Source organism: Microbispora sp. H10836 (genome assembly GCF_012999525.1).
In the GTDB taxonomy this organism is placed as follows: Bacteria; Actinomycetota; Actinomycetes; order Streptosporangiales; family Streptosporangiaceae; genus Microbispora.
This window is the reverse complement of the sequence record NZ_JABBWU010000001.1, coordinates 765,496-780,545: the sequence shown is the minus strand read 5'-3', so window position 1 is coordinate 780,545 and position 15,050 is coordinate 765,496. Positions and strand designations below refer to the sequence as shown.

Below are 15,050 nucleotides of genomic sequence, written 5' to 3'. Positions count from 1 at the left end.
AGGGCTCCGCCGGTCGTCAGGACAGGCGGCGCAGGACCTCGTAGCAGTAGTCGCGCCGCAGGTCGTCGAATCGCAGACAGGGATCATCGATCTGGGTCTGCGCGGCCCCGTCCGCCTCGGCGAAGGGCTGGGCCGTGTCACGCGCGCCAGCGTCCCGGGCCGCCGTGTCCTTGGGCACGCCGCCCTTGGCCGCCGTGTTCCCGGTGGCGGAGCCTCGTACGGCCGCTTTCGTGGCGTCCGGGGCGGCGATCCGGGCGGGTCGGGGCCGCTCCGCCTCTTTCGTCCCACCGCGGCCCGCCGTGCCCGCCGAGTCCGGCGACGGCGGCCGGGATCGGGACGAGGGGTCGGTCGCCCGGAGGTGGCGTCCGGGCGGACGCGGCCTCCGGCTCTCGTGCCCGGGCGGCGGCGCGTCGCGGTCACCCGCCGGCCGTTCCCGCTCCGGGACGTCGTCCGCCGTCTCCTCCCGGTGCTCCGCCGCGCGTTCCGGTTCCGTCTCCGGCCGTCCGGGCGGGGCGGCCGGTGGTGAGAAGAAGGGGCCGGCGGCGGGGAAGCCGGGCGCCGTACGAGCCGGCGTGACCGGGGAGCGCAGGCCGGCGGCCACCGGCCGGGCACCCGGGGGCGCGGGGTCCTGCCCGGACAGGACGGCCAGCACGACGCCGAGCCCGGCGATCGCGGTCACGCCGATCACGCCCGTCAGGGCGAGGACGGGATGACCGTCGCGCCGGTGCCGCGGGGTGGGGGAGTAATCCGGCAAGGTCGTGTTCTTCCGTGCGGCGGTCTGGAGTATCCGATTTCCCAGTCTGCCCGCCGCGTATGGATTCGCGTGGCGGTTCCGCCGATTACCGGGGGTCCCAGATGCGCCGCCTCGACCATGAATTAGAGAAATGTCCCGGCCGGGATCCGGCTCGCATCGTCCCAGGCAGAAGCTGCTAATGCGCGATGCCGGCCGTCCATGCGACGGTTTTCTCCGGGGGTTCCAATTACCGTATCGATCGATTTTTGGGGATTTATCCGGAGCCTCGTCGGCGGGAATGGGATGGCGTGACCGGATCGGGGTCGTCCGGCCACGGCGGCCCGTTTACACCGCCCGGGGGCGGGTGAGGGCGGGGCCCGATCTTCGGGCACGATTTAGCATCGGCGGTGTGTCCGTTCGTGAACTGGTCGTCCTCGGCACTTCGAGCGCGGTGCCCACCCGTCATCGCAACCACAACGGCTACCTGCTGCGCTGGGACGGGGAGGGGTTCCTGTTCGATCCGGGGGAGGGCACGCAGCGGCAGATGCTGCACGCCGGCGTGAGCGCGCACGACGTCACCTGGATCTGCGTCACCCACTTCCACGGCGACCACTGCCTGGGGGTGCCCGGCGTGGTCCAGCGGATCGCCAGGGACAAGGTGAACCACGAGGTGCGGGCGGCCTACCCCGCGAGCGGCGAGACGTACTGGCGCAGGCTGCGCAACGCGTCGGCCTTCGCCGACACCGACGTGATCACGCCCCGGCCGGTGTCCGGCGAGCTGGTCCGGTGGCCGTCGGGGCCCGTGACGCTGACCGCGCGGCCGTTGTCGCATCCCGTCCAGTCGTACGGCTACCGCGTGGACGAGCCGGGCGGGCGCCGCATGCTGCCCGGGGAACTGGCCAGGCGGGGCGTGCGCGGCCCGATGATCGGGGAGCTGCAGCGGCACGGCTCGCTGACGCTGCCGGACGGCTCGACGGTCACGCTGGACGAGTGCAGCGCCCCCAAGCCGGGACAGAGCGCCGCCTTCGTGATGGACACCCGGTTGTGCGACGGCGCGTTCGCCCTGGCCGACGGCGTCGACCTGCTGGTGATCGAGTCGACGTTCCTGTCGGAGGAGAGCGCGATGGCCGCGCAGTACGGGCACCTGACGGCGGCCCAGGCGGGACAGATCGCGGCGGCCTGCGGGGTGCGGCGGCTGGTGCTCACGCACTTCTCCGAGCGGTACACGACGGCGGACGAGCCGCGCTTCGTGGACGAGGTGCGCAAGTCCTACACGGGGGACGTCGTGACGGCGCGCGACCTCATGCGCGTCCCGGTGCCGAAACGAGCGGACTACCAGGTCCAGCGGGCCACGAAGTAGCCCACGCCGTACGGCGCGTCGTCGTACAGCAGCTCGGCGGCCGGCGGGGGTGCCTCCCGTGCCGCGCCGCCCAGCACCTGGAAGGCCGCCCGGCCCGCCGCCTGCAGCTCCCGTGCCAGGGCCGGGTCCAGCGCCAGCAGCCGTCCGGCGTCGCCGGACGCGAGCGCGCCGGCGAGCATCTCGTCGTAGGGCACGGCGCCGGGATGGATGTAACCCGGCGCCTTCTCGGTGCGCCTGGCCGAGCCGTCGCCCATGACCAGCAGCGCGACCCGCGGCGCCGATCCCGCGATCAGGCGGCCGGTGGCGGCGCACTCGTCCGGCGGCGCGTCGAAGCCGACCGCCTCGAACCGCAGGACGGGAAGCACGCGCGTCCCCTCCAGCAGCCAGCGGCCGATCGTGAGCGACAGGGGCAGGACGGCATCCCCCGGCCCCACCCGCACGTCGGGGCCCCACGGGCGCAGCGTCCCGGCCGCGTCCCCCGGGAAGGACGCGGTGACGTCCGCGCCGCCGGCCACGGCCAGCACGTCGGGGCGGGCGTCCAGGAGCGAGCCGACCGCCGTGGCGCAGGCCGCGCGCAGGGCGTCGAGCTCGGGTGCGGCGGCCCCGGCGACCTGCGGGACGAGCAGCGGAGGATGCGGGCAGACGGCAGCGGCGACCAGCACCCGCTCACCCTACCCCGGCCGATCACCCGCAGAATGGGACGCATGGACAGCAGCACGGTGGCGTTCGCGACCGTACCGACCAGGCTGGGCGACGTGCTCGCCGCCGTCACCGGGGACGGGGTCGCCGCGACGGACTTCCGGGACGGTCCCCTGATCAGGCAGCGCATCGCCGGCCGCCTCGGGATGACCCCCGCCGACGACCCCGCCCGTACGGCCGTCGTGCGGGAGGAGCTGGCGGCGTACTTCCACGGCGAGCTGAAGGAGTTCCGCGTGCCGGTCGACTGGCGGCTCATGTCGCCGCTGCAGCGGCAGGTCCTCGGCACCTTGTTCGCCACCGTTCCGTACGGCGAGGTGGTGACGTACGGGGAGCTGGCGGCGCGCAGCGGCACGGGGGTCCCGGCGCGGGCCATCGGCTCGATCATGGGCGGCAACCCGATCCCGATCATCGTGCCGTGCCACCGGGTCGTCGCGAGCAACGGGCTCGGCGGCTTCAGCGGCGGCGACGGCGTGGAGTCCAAGCGGTGGCTGCTCACCCTCGAAGGCCATCTGCCGCCCACCCTCGACTGGGACATGTGACCTCCCCGCCGCTGGGAGACTGGACGGTGTGGGGCAACTACCGGTGATCGCCGTCGTGGGCGCGACCGCGGCGGGCAAGTCCGACCTGGCCGTCGAGCTGGCGCTCCGGCTGGGCGGCGAAGTGATCAACACCGACTCCATGCAGCTCTACGAGGGCATGGACATCGGCACGGCCAAGCTTTCCGCGTGGGAGCGGCGCGGCGTCCCCCATCACCTGCTGGACATCTGGCCGGTGACGCGGACCGCCAGCGTGGCCGAGTATCAGCGGCTCGTCCGCCCCCTGATCGAGGACCTGCGCTCCCGCGGCCGGGTGCCCGTGCTGGCGGGCGGCTCCGGGCTCTACGTACGCGCCGCGATCGACGACCTGGAGTTCCCGGGGACCGATCCGGACGCGCGGGCCCGGCTGGAGAAGGAGCTCGCGGAGACCGGCCCGGCGCCTCTGTACGAACGGCTCAAGGGCCTCGACCCGGTGGCCGCGGAGAACATCCTGCCGAGCAACGGCCGCAGGATCGTCCGCGCGCTGGAGGTCATCGAGCTGTCAGGGCGGCCGTTCTCGGCCACGATGCCGTCGTACGACGCGGTCTACGACAGCGTGCAGATCGGCGTCGAGGTGCCGCGGCCGGTCCTGGACGAGCGGATCGAGCTGCGGGTCGGCCGCATGTGGGAGGCCGGGCTGGTGGACGAGGTGCGCGCGCTCGCCGCGCGGGGCCTCGCCGAGGGCAGGACCGCCAGCCGGGCCCTCGGGTACGCGCAGGTCCTGCGGTTCCTGAGCGGCGAGTGGACCGAGGAGCGGGCCCGGGAGGAGACGGTGCGCGCCACCCGCAGGTTCGCCAGGCGGCAGGAGTCGTGGTTCCGTCGCGACCCCCGGGTGGTGTGGCTGCCGTTCGACGCCCCCGACCTGGCCGACCGCGCGATCGGCGTGATCACGGGCGCCTCCTAGACTTCTCTCATGCGCTTTGTGAAGGGCCACGGCACCGAGAACGACTTCGTCATCCTGCCGGACGCCGACGCCACGCTGGACCTGTCCGCGCGGGACGTCGCGGCGCTGTGCGACCGGCGTGCGGGCATCGGCGCCGACGGGGTGCTGCGCGTCGTGCGCACCAAGCTCTGCCCGGAGGTGGCCGGGCAGGCCGGCGAGGCCGAATGGTTCATGGACTACCGCAACGCGGACGGCGGCATTCCCGAGATGTGCGGCAACGGCGTCCGGGTCTTCGCCCGCTACCTCGTCGACGCGGGCCTGGCGGCGCCCGGCGAGTTCGCCGTCGCCACCCGCGGGGGCGTCAAGCGCGTACGGCTCGGCGCCTCGGGCGACGTGACCGTCGACATGGGCAGGCCGCTGGTGCTGGGGGAGAGCCGCGCCGTCGTCGACGGGCGCGAGTGCCGCGGCGTGAACGTGAACATGGGCAACCCCCATCTGGCGTGCGCGGTGGCGGAGCCGGTGGCCGGGTTCGACCTCGGCCGGGAGCCCGACTTCGACCGCGGGGTCTACCCGCAGGGCGTCAACGTCGAGATCTTCAACGCCGTGGGCGGCCACAAGGTGTCCATGCGGGTGCACGAGCGGGGCTCGGGGGAGACGCGCTCGTGCGGCACCGGCGCGGTCGCGACGGCCGTCGCCGCCGCCCACGCCGCCGGTGAGACCACCGGCACGTGGGAGGTCCGGATCCTCGGCGGCACGGTCACCGTCACGCTGGAGGAGGACACGAGCTACCTGTCCGGGCCCGCCGTCCTCGTCGCGTCGGGGGAGTGGCCCGCCGTCCTCTGATCGTCTCAGGGACTTGCAGAACCTTGTTCTGATCCGCCACCCTGAGTCTGGCTGCTGAACCTAGGAGGGCGTATGGACCCGCGTGACGCGGTGGTGGAGACGAAGGCGGCGATCGGGGCACTCGGCGGGGGCTTCATGATCTCGCGGGAGGTCAAGGCGCTGTGCGAAGGCCACGGCCTCGGCCCGCGGGAGATGTACTTCCGGGGCCGGTGCGGCGTCCTCGGCGAGGTGGACGCGGACGTCGTGCTCGCCGCCGTCGTCTTCTTCCAGGCCGAGCACGTCCGCGAGTCGTGGGAGGGCGGGCGCAAGCTCCCCGCAGAGGAGGCCGCCGCGCTCTACGCCGGGGCCTGTCACGACTGGGGGCGGCGCAGGCTCGCCGGGCTCGGCGACCCCGACCGGCTGGCGGAGCTGCTCGCCGCCGTCGCCGACGGCGCGGATCCGTTCTGCGCGCCGCTGTTCGCCGGATGGCGGGCCATGCCGCGGCCCGGCGACGGGCCCGCCCTGGCCGCCCACCTGCTCCACGTCGTACGGGAACTGCGCGGCGGCCTGCACGCGACGGCCGTGGTCGCGCACGGTCTCGGCCCGCTGGAGGCCACCCTGGTCGGCGCGGACAACACCGGGACGCCACTCCCGTACGACAGGACCTCCGACGTCGCCCGCTTCCTCGCCTGGCCCGAGCCGTACCCGGAGCCGCCGGCGGAGGCGGCGGAGCGCAGGGCCGCGGCGGAGGAGCTGACCGACGACCTCGTCGCGCGCGCCTACGCGGCGCTCGGCCCGGCGGAGCTCACCGAGCTGTGCGCCCTGCTCCGGGAGGCCGCCCAGGTGGCTCTGGGGCGCTGACCGCGGGGCGACGGCCGCGTGCTGTTTGGGTCATGGTCGGCGACCTGGCAGACTGACTCCTCATGGACGTGGACATCTGGGCTTGGGTGGGTGGCACCCAGCGTGAACTGCACGAGGCGGGCAACACGGGACTGGCCATGGCGCTGGGTGACGTGCCCGCGCAGGCGCTGGAGGGCCGTTTCGCCCAGCTCGACGTCGTGGCGCCGGCGATCGCGCAGCACGCCGAGACGCTGGAGAAGCCGTGGCTGGAGTTCTTCGCGCGCTACTGGCACCTGATCGGGCGGGTGGGCGACCGGGCGATGGGCGCGGTCGCGCTCGACGACGCCGCCTCGCTGCTGGAGTTCGCCCAGCGTGACGACGTGCGCGAGTGCCCCGGCGCCCCCGGCGCCGTGGAGGTCCTGGCGATCGCGCAGGCCAACACCGACGGTCCCGGCTACGCCGAGGCCCTGCTGGCCGCCCTCGGCGCGGCCCTCGACGGCGTCGGCCCGGACTCCCTCGCCTTCTCCGGCCTGGCCACGCAGTACGTCGCGGCCCTGATCGACGCGGGCAAGGCGGCCGAGGGCGTCGCGTACGCCGAGGCGGCGGTCGAGCGCCTGCGCGGGGCCGGGCGCGAGGCGAGCTGGGAGCTGGGCGCCGCCTCCGCGCGGGCCCTGCTCGCCGCCGGGCGCCCGGACGACGCCCTGGCCGCGCTCGACGCCTCGACCGGCTTCAAGCCCGACGACCCGGTCGCGAAGGCCCGCCGCGAGGCCCTGCTCCGCTCGCAGGTGCTGGCCACCCTCGGCCGGATGCAGGAGGCCGTGGACGCGCTCCCCGACCTCGACGTGGTGGGCGACCACGCGCGCGAATGGGTGGAGTGGGCGCGCACCGTCCGCATGCTCTCCTCGGGCGGCTCCATCGCCAACACCTGGCAGCTCGGCCGCATCCTGCGGCAGTGGATGTCCTACTTCGAGAGCGTGGGCGGCCACCGGGCGCGGTTCGAGCTCGCGCTGACGGCCGGGCACCTGGCGGTCGCCCGGCAGGGCCTGTGGCAGGCCCGCCTGCTGGCCGACTACGCCGAGGCCGCGATCGCCACCGTCCGGGTCACCGAGGGACTGGCCGAGCGGGTGGCCGAGCTGCGCGCCGCCGCCGACGCCGCCAAGGAACTGCCGCCGCCCGGCCCCCGCGACGAGCTGGTGGCCTACTTCGACGCCGCCGACGGCCGCACGGCCGACCCCGAGCGGTGGGTGGGCTGGCTGTGGCCGCTGTCCGGCACCGACCTCGAGGCCACCCGGCGTCACACCACGACGCTCGGTTTCCTCGGCTACGCCCCGGTGGGCGCCGACACCTACTGGAAGACGATCGTCGAGGACGGCGACCCGGCCGCCGCGGGTGACGAGGACATCTCCTATCTCACCGGCCTGCTCATCGAGGCCGGGCAGGACGAGCGGGTGGAGACTCTGGCGGCCCGGCTGCCGGAGACCGGTTCGCACCTCGCGCTCGCCCGGCTGCACCGTGCGCGCGAGCGGTGGGAGCAGACGGCGGCCGAGGCCGAGCAGGCCGTCGCCCACGGCGGCGGGCTGGAGGCGCGCCGCCTGTGGTCGGGCGCGGTCCAGCAGCTCGGCGACAACGCCAAGGCGGCCGAGATCCTCAAGCCGCTGGTCGAGTCCGGCGAGGGCGAGGAGGAGGACGTCTGGCGGATCATCGTCCTGTCCACCGCCGTGGAGGACTGGGCGACCGTACGGGCGGCCGGCGCCAAGCTCGGCATGCCGATCGAGGCGGGCGAGGGCCCGATCGAGGAGGAGTGGCACCTGGTCCGGGTGATCCTCCCCGCCCCCGACGGCACCCAGCGGGAGGTGCTCGCCGTACGGACCGGCCCGGCCACCGCCCGCCTGGCGATCCCGCAGCCGCGCGGCATGGAGTACAACGCGGGCGACGTGGTCGTGATCGACCCCCGGCCGCTGGAGCCGATCCCGGAGGACGAGCAGGAGCGGGAGAGCTTCGTGATCCCGTTCGCCGGGGTGACGATGCTTCGCCCGGGCGGCTACACGAGCTGGTTCTTCGACGGCGCGGCGCCGTCGGAGGACGAGTGGGCCGAGTTCAACGAGGTCCTCGCCGAGCGCGGCTGGCCGATGTGGGTCTACAGCGACGAGAACTACCGCGTCACCCACCCGGCCACCGGTGAGCAGCTCCCCGGCGTGTTCGGCTGGATCGCGATCCCGCCCACCGTGCGGCCGGCCGAGCTGGACGCCGTCCTCGACGACGTCACCGAGCAGTGGTCCCACCCGCTGGCGTGGCTCGACCTCGCCCGCGAGGTCGGCATCGAGGCCGAGCGGCACGAGCGGATCTCCAAGGAGTACGGCCTCTGACCGAGAGTTGAGGGGGCGGGCGTGATTCTGGACCGGTTCCGTCTTGACGGGAAAGTGGCCATCGTGACGGGGGCGTCGTCCGGGCTCGGCGTCGCCTTCGCCCGGGGCCTCGCCGAAGCGGGCGCCGACGTCGTGATCGGAGCCCGCCGCCCCGAAGGCCTGGAGCGGACCCGGCGGCTGGTCGAGGAGACCGGCCGCCGCTGCCTTGCGGTCCCGACCGACGTGTCGGTCCCCGAGGAGTGCCAGGCCCTCGTCGACGCGGCCATCGGCGAGTTCGGCCGCGTCGACGTGCTGGTCAACAACGCGGGCGTCGGCACGGCCGTGCCCGCCCTGCGGGAGACGCCCGGCGAGTTCCGCCGCGTGCTCGACGTCAACCTGAACGGCACCTACTGGATGGCCCAGGCCTGCGCCCGCGTCATGCGGCCGGGCTCGTCGATCGTCAACATCGGCAGCGTGCTCGGCGAGACCACGGCCGGGCTGCCGCAGGCGGCCTACAGCGCGTCGAAGGCCGCCGTCGCCGGGCTCACCCGGGACCTCGCCCAGCAGTGGACCTCGCGGCGGGGCATCCGGGTCAACTGCCTGGAACCCGGCTTCTTCGACTCCGAGATGACGGCGCAGTATCCCGACGGCTATCTCGACCGCATGCGGGAGCAGCGGGTCCTGATGAAGCGCTCGGGCGCCCCGGAGGAACTCGCCGCCGCCGTCGTCTTCCTCGCGTCCGACGCCGGTTCGTACGTCACCGGGGCGGTCGTTCCGGTGGACGGAGGAATCCTCGTCACCTGATCGCCGCCCGCCGAGCGGGTCGTCCTCACCCCGCGCCGCCGGGCCCTCACGGCCCGGTACGCCCATGGGGAGAAAGATCACCGGACGATCACGATATGGAGATTAGGTGGCATTTTTCACCATAAGAAGGGCAGCAGGGCCCTAGCCTCAGACCTGTTGTCAAAAAACAGGATCCGTGTTGCGTCTTGCGCAACGCCTGTGCGTGTGCCCTGAGGAGTCGTTGGCCCCCCGCTCTTCATTCACGGCGTGCGAGCGGCAGCCCTCGCGCCGTGCTTTGGCGTTTCCGGGCGTCCACGCCGCCTCGCGGGCGAGCGCCAAGTGAGGGGAATCAGAGTGGGCACAGCCGCGATCGAGGTTCGCGGGCTCTGGAAGATCTTCGGTCCCAAGGCCGACCGGATCATCGGCAGCCCCGACGCCGACCTTGAACCCGCGGAGCTGCGGGCGAAGACGGGGTGCACCGCCGCCGTCAGGGACGTCGGCTTCGAGGTCCGGCCAGGCGAGGTCTTCGTCGTCATGGGCCTGTCCGGCAGCGGCAAGTCGACGCTGGTGCGCTGTCTCACCCGGCTCATCGAGCCGACGGCGGGCGAACTGCGCATCGACGGTCAGGACGTGCGCGCGATGTCGGCCAAGCAGTTGCGGGAGCTCCGCCGTCACCGGGTGAGCATGGTCTTCCAGCACTTCGGGCTGTTGCCGCACCGCAAGGTCGTGGACAACGTCGGTTACGGCCTGGAGATCCAGGGCGTCGGGAAGTCCGAGCGGCACGAGAAGGCCCGCCGCATCCTGTCGCTGGTGGGGCTGGAGGGCCATGAGGACTCCTATCCCGAGCAGTTGTCCGGCGGTATGCAGCAGCGGGTCGGGCTGGCCCGGGCGCTCGCCGTCGACCCCGAGGTGCTGCTGTTCGACGAGCCGTTCAGCGCGCTCGACCCGCTGATCCGCCGCGACATGCAGGCCGAGGTCATCCGGCTGCACCGCGAGGTCGGCAAGACCATGGTCTTCATCACCCACGACCTGTCCGAGGCGCTCAAGCTCGGGGAGCGCATCGCCATCATGCGGGCGGGCGCGATCGTGCAGGTGGGCACCCCCGAGGAGCTTGTCGGGGCGCCCGCCGACGACTACGTGGCCGACTTCGTGCGGGACGTCCCCAGGGCGCAGGTGCTGTCGCTGCGCTGGATCTGCCGCGCCCCCGGGCCGGACGAGCCGCTCGACGGTCCCGAACTCCCCGCCGACACCGTCATCCACGACGCGGTCCCGGCCGCGATGGCGTCCGACCGCCCCATCCGGGTCGTCGCCGACGGCGAACTGGTCGGCGTGGTGAGCCGGGTCGACATCCTCGGCGCGGTACGGCCCGCGAGCGAGCCCGTGGTGGTCGCCGCTCCCGCGAAGGCCCATGACGAGGAGCCCGACCCCGAGGAGCCGCCGGCGGAAGCCGGGGAGGCAGGGGAGGCGCAGGAGGCTGAGGAGGCGGACGCCGGCGAGCCCGTCGCTTCCGGCGGGCCCGCCGCCTCCGGCGAGGCAGCCGAGGCGGCCGAGGCGGCCGAGGCGGCCGAGGCGGCCGAGGACGCCGCCGTCGAAGCCGTTCAGGAGGAGCAGCCGGCGCGGGGCGAGGGCGGCACGTCCGCCACCGCCGAGGCGAGGACGCGCGGGGGCGCGGCGGTCGCCCCCGCGGGCGCGCCCGGGGAGGCGTAGATGGTGAGCGCACCTGTGCAGGTGGCGCCGCCCGTGCAGGCCCCGGCGCCGGTCCGGCGCCGCCTGCCGCGATGGGTCGCGCCGGTCGCCGGAGTGGTCGCGGTGGTGGCCCTCTACGTGGCCTTCCGCGGCAAGGCCGTGCTGCCGCACGACGACGACGCCTCGGTGTTCCACTGGCTCAACGACGCCCGTGACTGGGTCGACGCCAACCGCAACAGCAGCCCGATCTTCCTCTACGTCGTCAACTACCTGCGCCTGGGCGTGTCCGAGATCTACACGCTGATCCAGGGGGCCCTGGTCGCGCTGGGCTGGCCGGGGCTCATCGGCCTGGCCGCCGGTCTCGGCTGGCTCGCGGGCGGCTGGCGGATCGCGCTCGTGTCGCTCGCGGGCTTCGCCGGCGTCGGGGTGCTCGGATTCTGGGAGGCGAGCGTCGACACGCTCGCGCTGACGTTGTCCGCGGTGGTGCTGTCGCTGCTGTTCGGCATCCCCCTGGGGATCTGGACCGGCCGTTCGCCCCGCGTACGCCGGATCGTGACACCGGTGCTCGACGTCATGCAGATCATGCCGACGTTCTCGTACCTGTCGCCGATCGTGCTGCTGTTGCTCATCGGGCCGGCGTCCGCGACGTTCGCCACGATGATCTACGCGATGCCGCCGGCGATCCGGATCACGTCGCTGGCCATCCAGCGGGTCGCCGGCGTCACGGTGGAGGCCTCGGAGTCGCTCGGCGCGACCGGGTGGCAGACGCTCCGCAAGGTCCGCCTGCCGCTGGCGCTCAACACGATCATGCTGGGCGTCAACCAGACGATCGCCGCCGCGCTGTCGATGGTGCCGCTGGTCGCGCTGATCGCGGCCCCCGGACTCGGCGTGGACCTGCTCCGCGCCCTCGCCCGGGTCAACGTGGGCGCCGCGCTCATTCCGGGCGTCGCGATCGTGCTGCTCGCCATCGTGCTCGACCGGATGACGCGGGCGGCCGCCCAGCGGCGCGACGGCGGCGGGCGGGCGAGGGTGGTCCGCTGGGCCGGCTTCGCCGTCCTGACCGCGGCCGGACTGGTCCTGACCCCCGTGCTGGCGCAGGAGTTCCCCGAGCAGTGGCACGTGCAGCTCGTCCGGCCGATCAACGACGTGGTCGAGTGGATCGAGACGCACTGGTACACCTTCACCGGCTTCCTCAACGACTTCGTCGCGTACGGCCTGCTCAATCCGCTGCAGGACGTGCTGACCAGCGCGCCCTGGTGGCTGGTCACCGCGGCGGTGCTGGTGTTCGCCTGGCGGGTGAGCGGACCGGTGGCCGGTGTGATCGCCGCGGGCTGCCTCGCGGGCGTCGCCGCGCTGCAACTGTGGCAGCACGGCATGGAGACGCTGACCATCGTGCTGGTGGCCTCCGTCATCACGATCGCGGCGGGGCTCGCGCTCGGCGTGCTGGCCGCGCGGTCGCGGTGGTTCGCCGCCGGGCTGCGGCCGATCCTGGACGCGGCCCAGACGATGCCGTCGTTCTCCTACCTGCTGCCCGCCGTGGCCCTGTTCGGCAACGGCCGTTTCACCGCGATCATGGCCTCGTTCATCTACGCGGTGCCGGTGGTCGCGCGCCTGGTCGAGGACGGCCTGCGGGCGGTCCCCGCGACCGTCATGGAGGCGGCCAGGTCCGCCGGCTCCACCGATCGGCAGCTGCTGTGGAAGGTCCAGCTGCCGATGGCCCGCGGCTCGCTGCTGCTCGCGGCGAACCAGGGCATCGTCATGACGCTGGCGATGGTGGTGATCGGCGCGCTGGTCGGCGCTGGAGCTCTCGGATACGACGTCGTGGCCGGAATCGCGCAGCAGGAGGACTACGGCAAGGGCCTCGCGGCCGGCGTCGCCCTCGTCCTCCTGGGAGTCATGCTCGACCGGATCACGCAAGGCGCCAACGGGCGCCGCTCTCCCCACAAGAAGAGGAACGCATGAAGAAGTTACGCCTAATCGCAGGGGTTCTCGTTCTCGGCCTCAGTATGGCCGCCTGCGGAGGCGCCAAGGTCGAGGACGACTCGGCGGCGGCGCCGAGCGCGAGCGCCGCGGGCTCCGCGGGCGCGTCCGCGGCGGGCACGGTCAAGATCGCGATCAACGGCTGGGTCGGCTACGAGGCCAGCGCCGCCGTCGTGTCGCACCTGCTGGAGAAGGAGCTCGGCTACAAGGTCGAGAAGGTGACCCTCGCCGAGGAACCGTCCTGGCAGGGCATGGAGTCCGGTGACGTCGACGTCATCATCGAGAACTGGGGCCACCCGGACCTCAAGAAGAAGTACATCGAGGAGAAGCAGGTCGCCGTCGAGGCGGGCAGCACGGGCAACAAGGGCGTCATCGGCTGGTACGTGCCCGAGTGGATGGCGCAGAAGTACCCCGACATCACCGACTACAAGAACCTCAACAAGTACGCCGACCTGTTCAAGACGTCCGAGTCTGACGGCAAGGGCCAGATGCTCGACGGCGACCCGTCCTTCGTCACCAACGACGAGGCTCTGGTCAAGAACCTGAAGCTCGACTTCAAGGTCGTCTACGCCGGCAGCGAGGCCGCGCTGATCAAGGCCGCCAAGCAGGCGACCGAGCAGAAGAAGCCGCTGCTCATGTACTTCTACGAGCCGCAGTGGCTGTTCAACCAGGTCAAGCTGGTCAAGGTCAACCTCCCCGCGTACACGGAGGGCTGCGACAGCGACCCCAAGAAGGTCGACTGTGACTACCCGCCGTACGACCTCGACAAGATCGTGAGCAAGAAGTTCGCCGACACCGGCGGCAAGGCGTACGAGCTGATCAAGGCCTTCCAGTGGACGAACGACGACCAGAACGCGGTCGCCGACGACATCACCAACAACGGCATGTCCGCCGAGGACGCGGCCAAGAAGTGGGTGGAGGCCAACACCGCCAAGTGGCAGGCATGGATGCCCAAGTGATCTAGTGCCGCGACCGTCGACGTTTGCCCGGAGCAAAGGTAGGCGGGAGGGGCACTGGGTCGTGTCCCGTGATCTTCACTGGCCTGCCGCGGCCGCCGCGGCGGGAGATCACGGGACACTCCCCGGGATCACGACCCCGCGCGCCCGGCCGGGCGCGAGCAGTCGTCGGCCGCGATCCCCGCGATCGCGGCCGATCACGCTTGTTGTGGAATACTCTGCCGGTGTCGCCGCGGCCCCGCCGCTCGCGTTCGCCGCCCGTACGACATCAGATGAGGCTAGATATGAGGATCCGTCTCCTTGCCGGCGTGCTGACGCTCGCGCTGGCCATGACCGCCTGCAGTGGCGGGAGTTCGGATGACGCCGCCGGAGCGGGCGCCGCCGGCGGCACGAAGACCGTGCGACTGGCGATCAACCCCTGGATCGGCTACGAGGCCAGCGCCGCTGTCGTCGCCTATCTCCTGGAGCAGGAGCTCGGGTACAAGGTCGAGAAGATCGAGAGCGGCGAGGCGGACTCCTGGAAGGGTTTCGAGAAGGGCACGGTCGACGTCGTCCTCGAGAACTGGAGCCACCCGGAGCTGAAGAAGGAGTTCATCGAGGACAAGAAGGTCGCGATCACCGCGGGGGAGAACGGCAACAAGGGCGTCATCGGCTGGTACGTCCCCGAGTGGATGGTCCAGAAATATCCGGACATCACGGACTGGCAGAACCTGACCAAGTACAAGGACCTGTTCAAGACCGACAAGAGCGACGGACTGGGCCAGTTCCTCGCCGGTGACAAGTCCTTCGTCACCAACGACGAGGCGCTCATCAGGAACCTGAAGCTGCCCTACAAGGTGGTCTACTCCGGCAGCGAGGACGCGCTGATCGCGGCGGCCCGCAAGGCCACCGAGAACGAGACGCCGCTGCTGATGTACTTCTACGAGCCCCAGTGGCTGTTCAACCAGCTCAAGCTCGTGAAGATCAGCCTTCCGCCGTACGCCATCGGGTGTGACAACAACGTCAAGACGGTCAAGTGCGACTATCCGCCGTACCTGCTCGACAAGATCGTCAGTGTGAAGTTCGCCAAGAGCGGCGGCAGCGCGTACGAGCTGATCAAGAACTTCGTCTGGACCAACGACGACCAGAACGCCGTGGCCTACGACATGGCGGTGAACAAGATGAGCGCGGAGAACGCCGCCCGCAAGTGGGTCGAGGCCAACAAGATCGTCTGGCAGGACTGGATCCCGGCCTGATCCGGGGACGCTGATCCACCTGGCCGGATCCCACCGGGCCTGAGCGAGGGGCGTGGCGCGCACGGCGCGCCGCGCCCCTTGTCGTGGGGTTGAACTCTCGCGCCCGATGCCCTGGAGACCACCCGAAGTCGTAGCTGTGCCTTGTGCCGGGAT

12 protein-coding genes and 1 pseudogene are annotated in these 15,050 nt (G+C 72.3%); 11 read left to right on the top strand and 2 right to left on the bottom strand.

Translation table 11 applies throughout. The features are described from left to right. Positions 1 to 16: 16 nt before the first annotated feature. Positions 17 to 754: a hypothetical protein gene (locus HHX30_RS03610; protein WP_169979269.1), complete on the bottom strand. Its 738-nt coding sequence runs from the start codon at positions 752 to 754 to the stop codon at positions 17 to 19. 388 nt (positions 755 to 1,142) lie between these two features. On the opposite strand from HHX30_RS03610, the gene HHX30_RS03605 reads away from it, so the two are divergent. Next, entirely contained in the window at positions 1,143 to 2,093 is a 951-nt protein-coding gene (locus HHX30_RS03605) for a ribonuclease Z (RefSeq protein ID WP_169979267.1), read from the top strand. Here HHX30_RS03605 and HHX30_RS03600 read toward each other — a convergent pair. After that, positions 2,066 to 2,755: a class III extradiol dioxygenase subunit B-like domain-containing protein gene (locus HHX30_RS03600; protein ID WP_169979265.1), complete on the bottom strand. Its 690-nt coding sequence runs from the start codon at positions 2,753 to 2,755 to the stop codon at positions 2,066 to 2,068. The two genes, HHX30_RS03605 and HHX30_RS03600, sit on opposite strands and share 28 nt — an antisense overlap. A 42-nt stretch (positions 2,756 to 2,797) precedes the next feature. On the opposite strand from HHX30_RS03600, the gene HHX30_RS03595 reads away from it, so the two are divergent. The 10 genes and pseudogenes from HHX30_RS03595 (at position 2,798) to HHX30_RS03550 (ending at position 14,897) form a co-directional block, all read left to right on the top strand. Next, complete coding sequence (locus HHX30_RS03595) at positions 2,798 to 3,331, top strand: methylated-DNA--[protein]-cysteine S-methyltransferase (protein WP_211591456.1); 534 nt, start codon at positions 2,798 to 2,800, stop codon at positions 3,329 to 3,331. 28 nt (positions 3,332 to 3,359) lie between these two features. Next, a complete protein-coding gene (gene miaA / locus HHX30_RS03590; protein WP_169979261.1) occupies positions 3,360 to 4,271 on the top strand; it encodes a tRNA (adenosine(37)-N6)-dimethylallyltransferase MiaA in 912 nt (303 codons plus the stop codon). 9 nt (positions 4,272 to 4,280) lie between these two features. Next, positions 4,281 to 5,093, top strand: a complete 813-nt coding sequence (gene dapF / locus HHX30_RS03585; RefSeq protein WP_169979259.1) for a diaminopimelate epimerase — start codon at positions 4,281 to 4,283, stop codon at positions 5,091 to 5,093. A gap of 72 nt (positions 5,094 to 5,165) precedes the next feature. After that, positions 5,166 to 5,933, top strand: coding sequence for an SCO6745 family protein (locus tag HHX30_RS03580; protein WP_169979257.1), 768 nt, complete (start codon positions 5,166 to 5,168; stop codon positions 5,931 to 5,933). 62 nt (positions 5,934 to 5,995) lie between these two features. After that, positions 5,996 to 8,278, top strand: a complete 2,283-nt coding sequence (locus HHX30_RS03575) for a tetratricopeptide repeat protein (RefSeq protein WP_169979255.1) — start codon at positions 5,996 to 5,998, stop codon at positions 8,276 to 8,278. Positions 8,279 to 8,299: 21 nt separating this feature from the next. Then, on the top strand, positions 8,300 to 9,061 hold the full coding sequence (locus HHX30_RS03570) for a glucose 1-dehydrogenase (protein ID WP_311922060.1): 762 nt from the start codon (positions 8,300 to 8,302) through the stop codon (positions 9,059 to 9,061). A 318-nt stretch (positions 9,062 to 9,379) separates the two neighbouring features. Further along, positions 9,380 to 10,402, top strand: a pseudogene (locus HHX30_RS03565) (glycine betaine/L-proline ABC transporter ATP-binding protein); the annotation flags it as partial. Between the two features lie 345 nt (positions 10,403 to 10,747). Beyond that, positions 10,748 to 12,688 (top strand): proline/glycine betaine ABC transporter permease, encoded by a 1,941-nt coding sequence (locus tag HHX30_RS03560; protein WP_169979253.1) that lies wholly within the window; start codon positions 10,748 to 10,750, stop codon positions 12,686 to 12,688. Next, positions 12,685 to 13,665 carry an ABC transporter substrate-binding protein gene (locus tag HHX30_RS03555; protein ID WP_169979251.1) on the top strand — a complete coding sequence of 327 codons (981 nt, stop codon included), beginning with the start codon at positions 12,685 to 12,687 and terminating at the stop codon, positions 13,663 to 13,665. The genes HHX30_RS03560 and HHX30_RS03555 overlap by 4 nt, the downstream gene beginning before the upstream one ends. Positions 13,666 to 13,946: 281 nt before the next feature. Further along, the gene (locus HHX30_RS03550; protein WP_169979249.1) at positions 13,947 to 14,897 is read left to right on the top strand and encodes an ABC transporter substrate-binding protein; all 951 of its coding nucleotides are present in this window, start codon (positions 13,947 to 13,949) and stop codon (positions 14,895 to 14,897) included. Positions 14,898 to 15,050: the final 153 nt, after the last annotated feature.

Excerpts from the sequence above, each read along its gene's own strand:
- HHX30_RS03575 (WP_169979255.1), top strand. The coding sequence starts at position 5,996 with ATGGACGTGGACATCTGGGCTTGGGTGGGTGGCACCCAGCGTGAACTG.
- HHX30_RS03580 (WP_169979257.1), top strand. The coding sequence starts at position 5,166 with ATGGACCCGCGTGACGCGGTGGTGGAGACGAAGGCGGCGATCGGGGCA.
- HHX30_RS03595 (WP_211591456.1), top strand. The coding sequence starts at position 2,798 with ATGGACAGCAGCACGGTGGCGTTCGCGACCGTACCGACCAGGCTGGGC.
- HHX30_RS03560 (WP_169979253.1), top strand. The coding sequence starts at position 10,748 with ATGGTGAGCGCACCTGTGCAGGTGGCGCCGCCCGTGCAGGCCCCGGCG.
- dapF (WP_169979259.1), top strand. The coding sequence starts at position 4,281 with ATGCGCTTTGTGAAGGGCCACGGCACCGAGAACGACTTCGTCATCCTG.
- HHX30_RS03555 (WP_169979251.1), top strand. The coding sequence starts at position 12,685 with ATGAAGAAGTTACGCCTAATCGCAGGGGTTCTCGTTCTCGGCCTCAGT.
- HHX30_RS03550 (WP_169979249.1), top strand. The coding sequence starts at position 13,947 with ATGAGGATCCGTCTCCTTGCCGGCGTGCTGACGCTCGCGCTGGCCATG.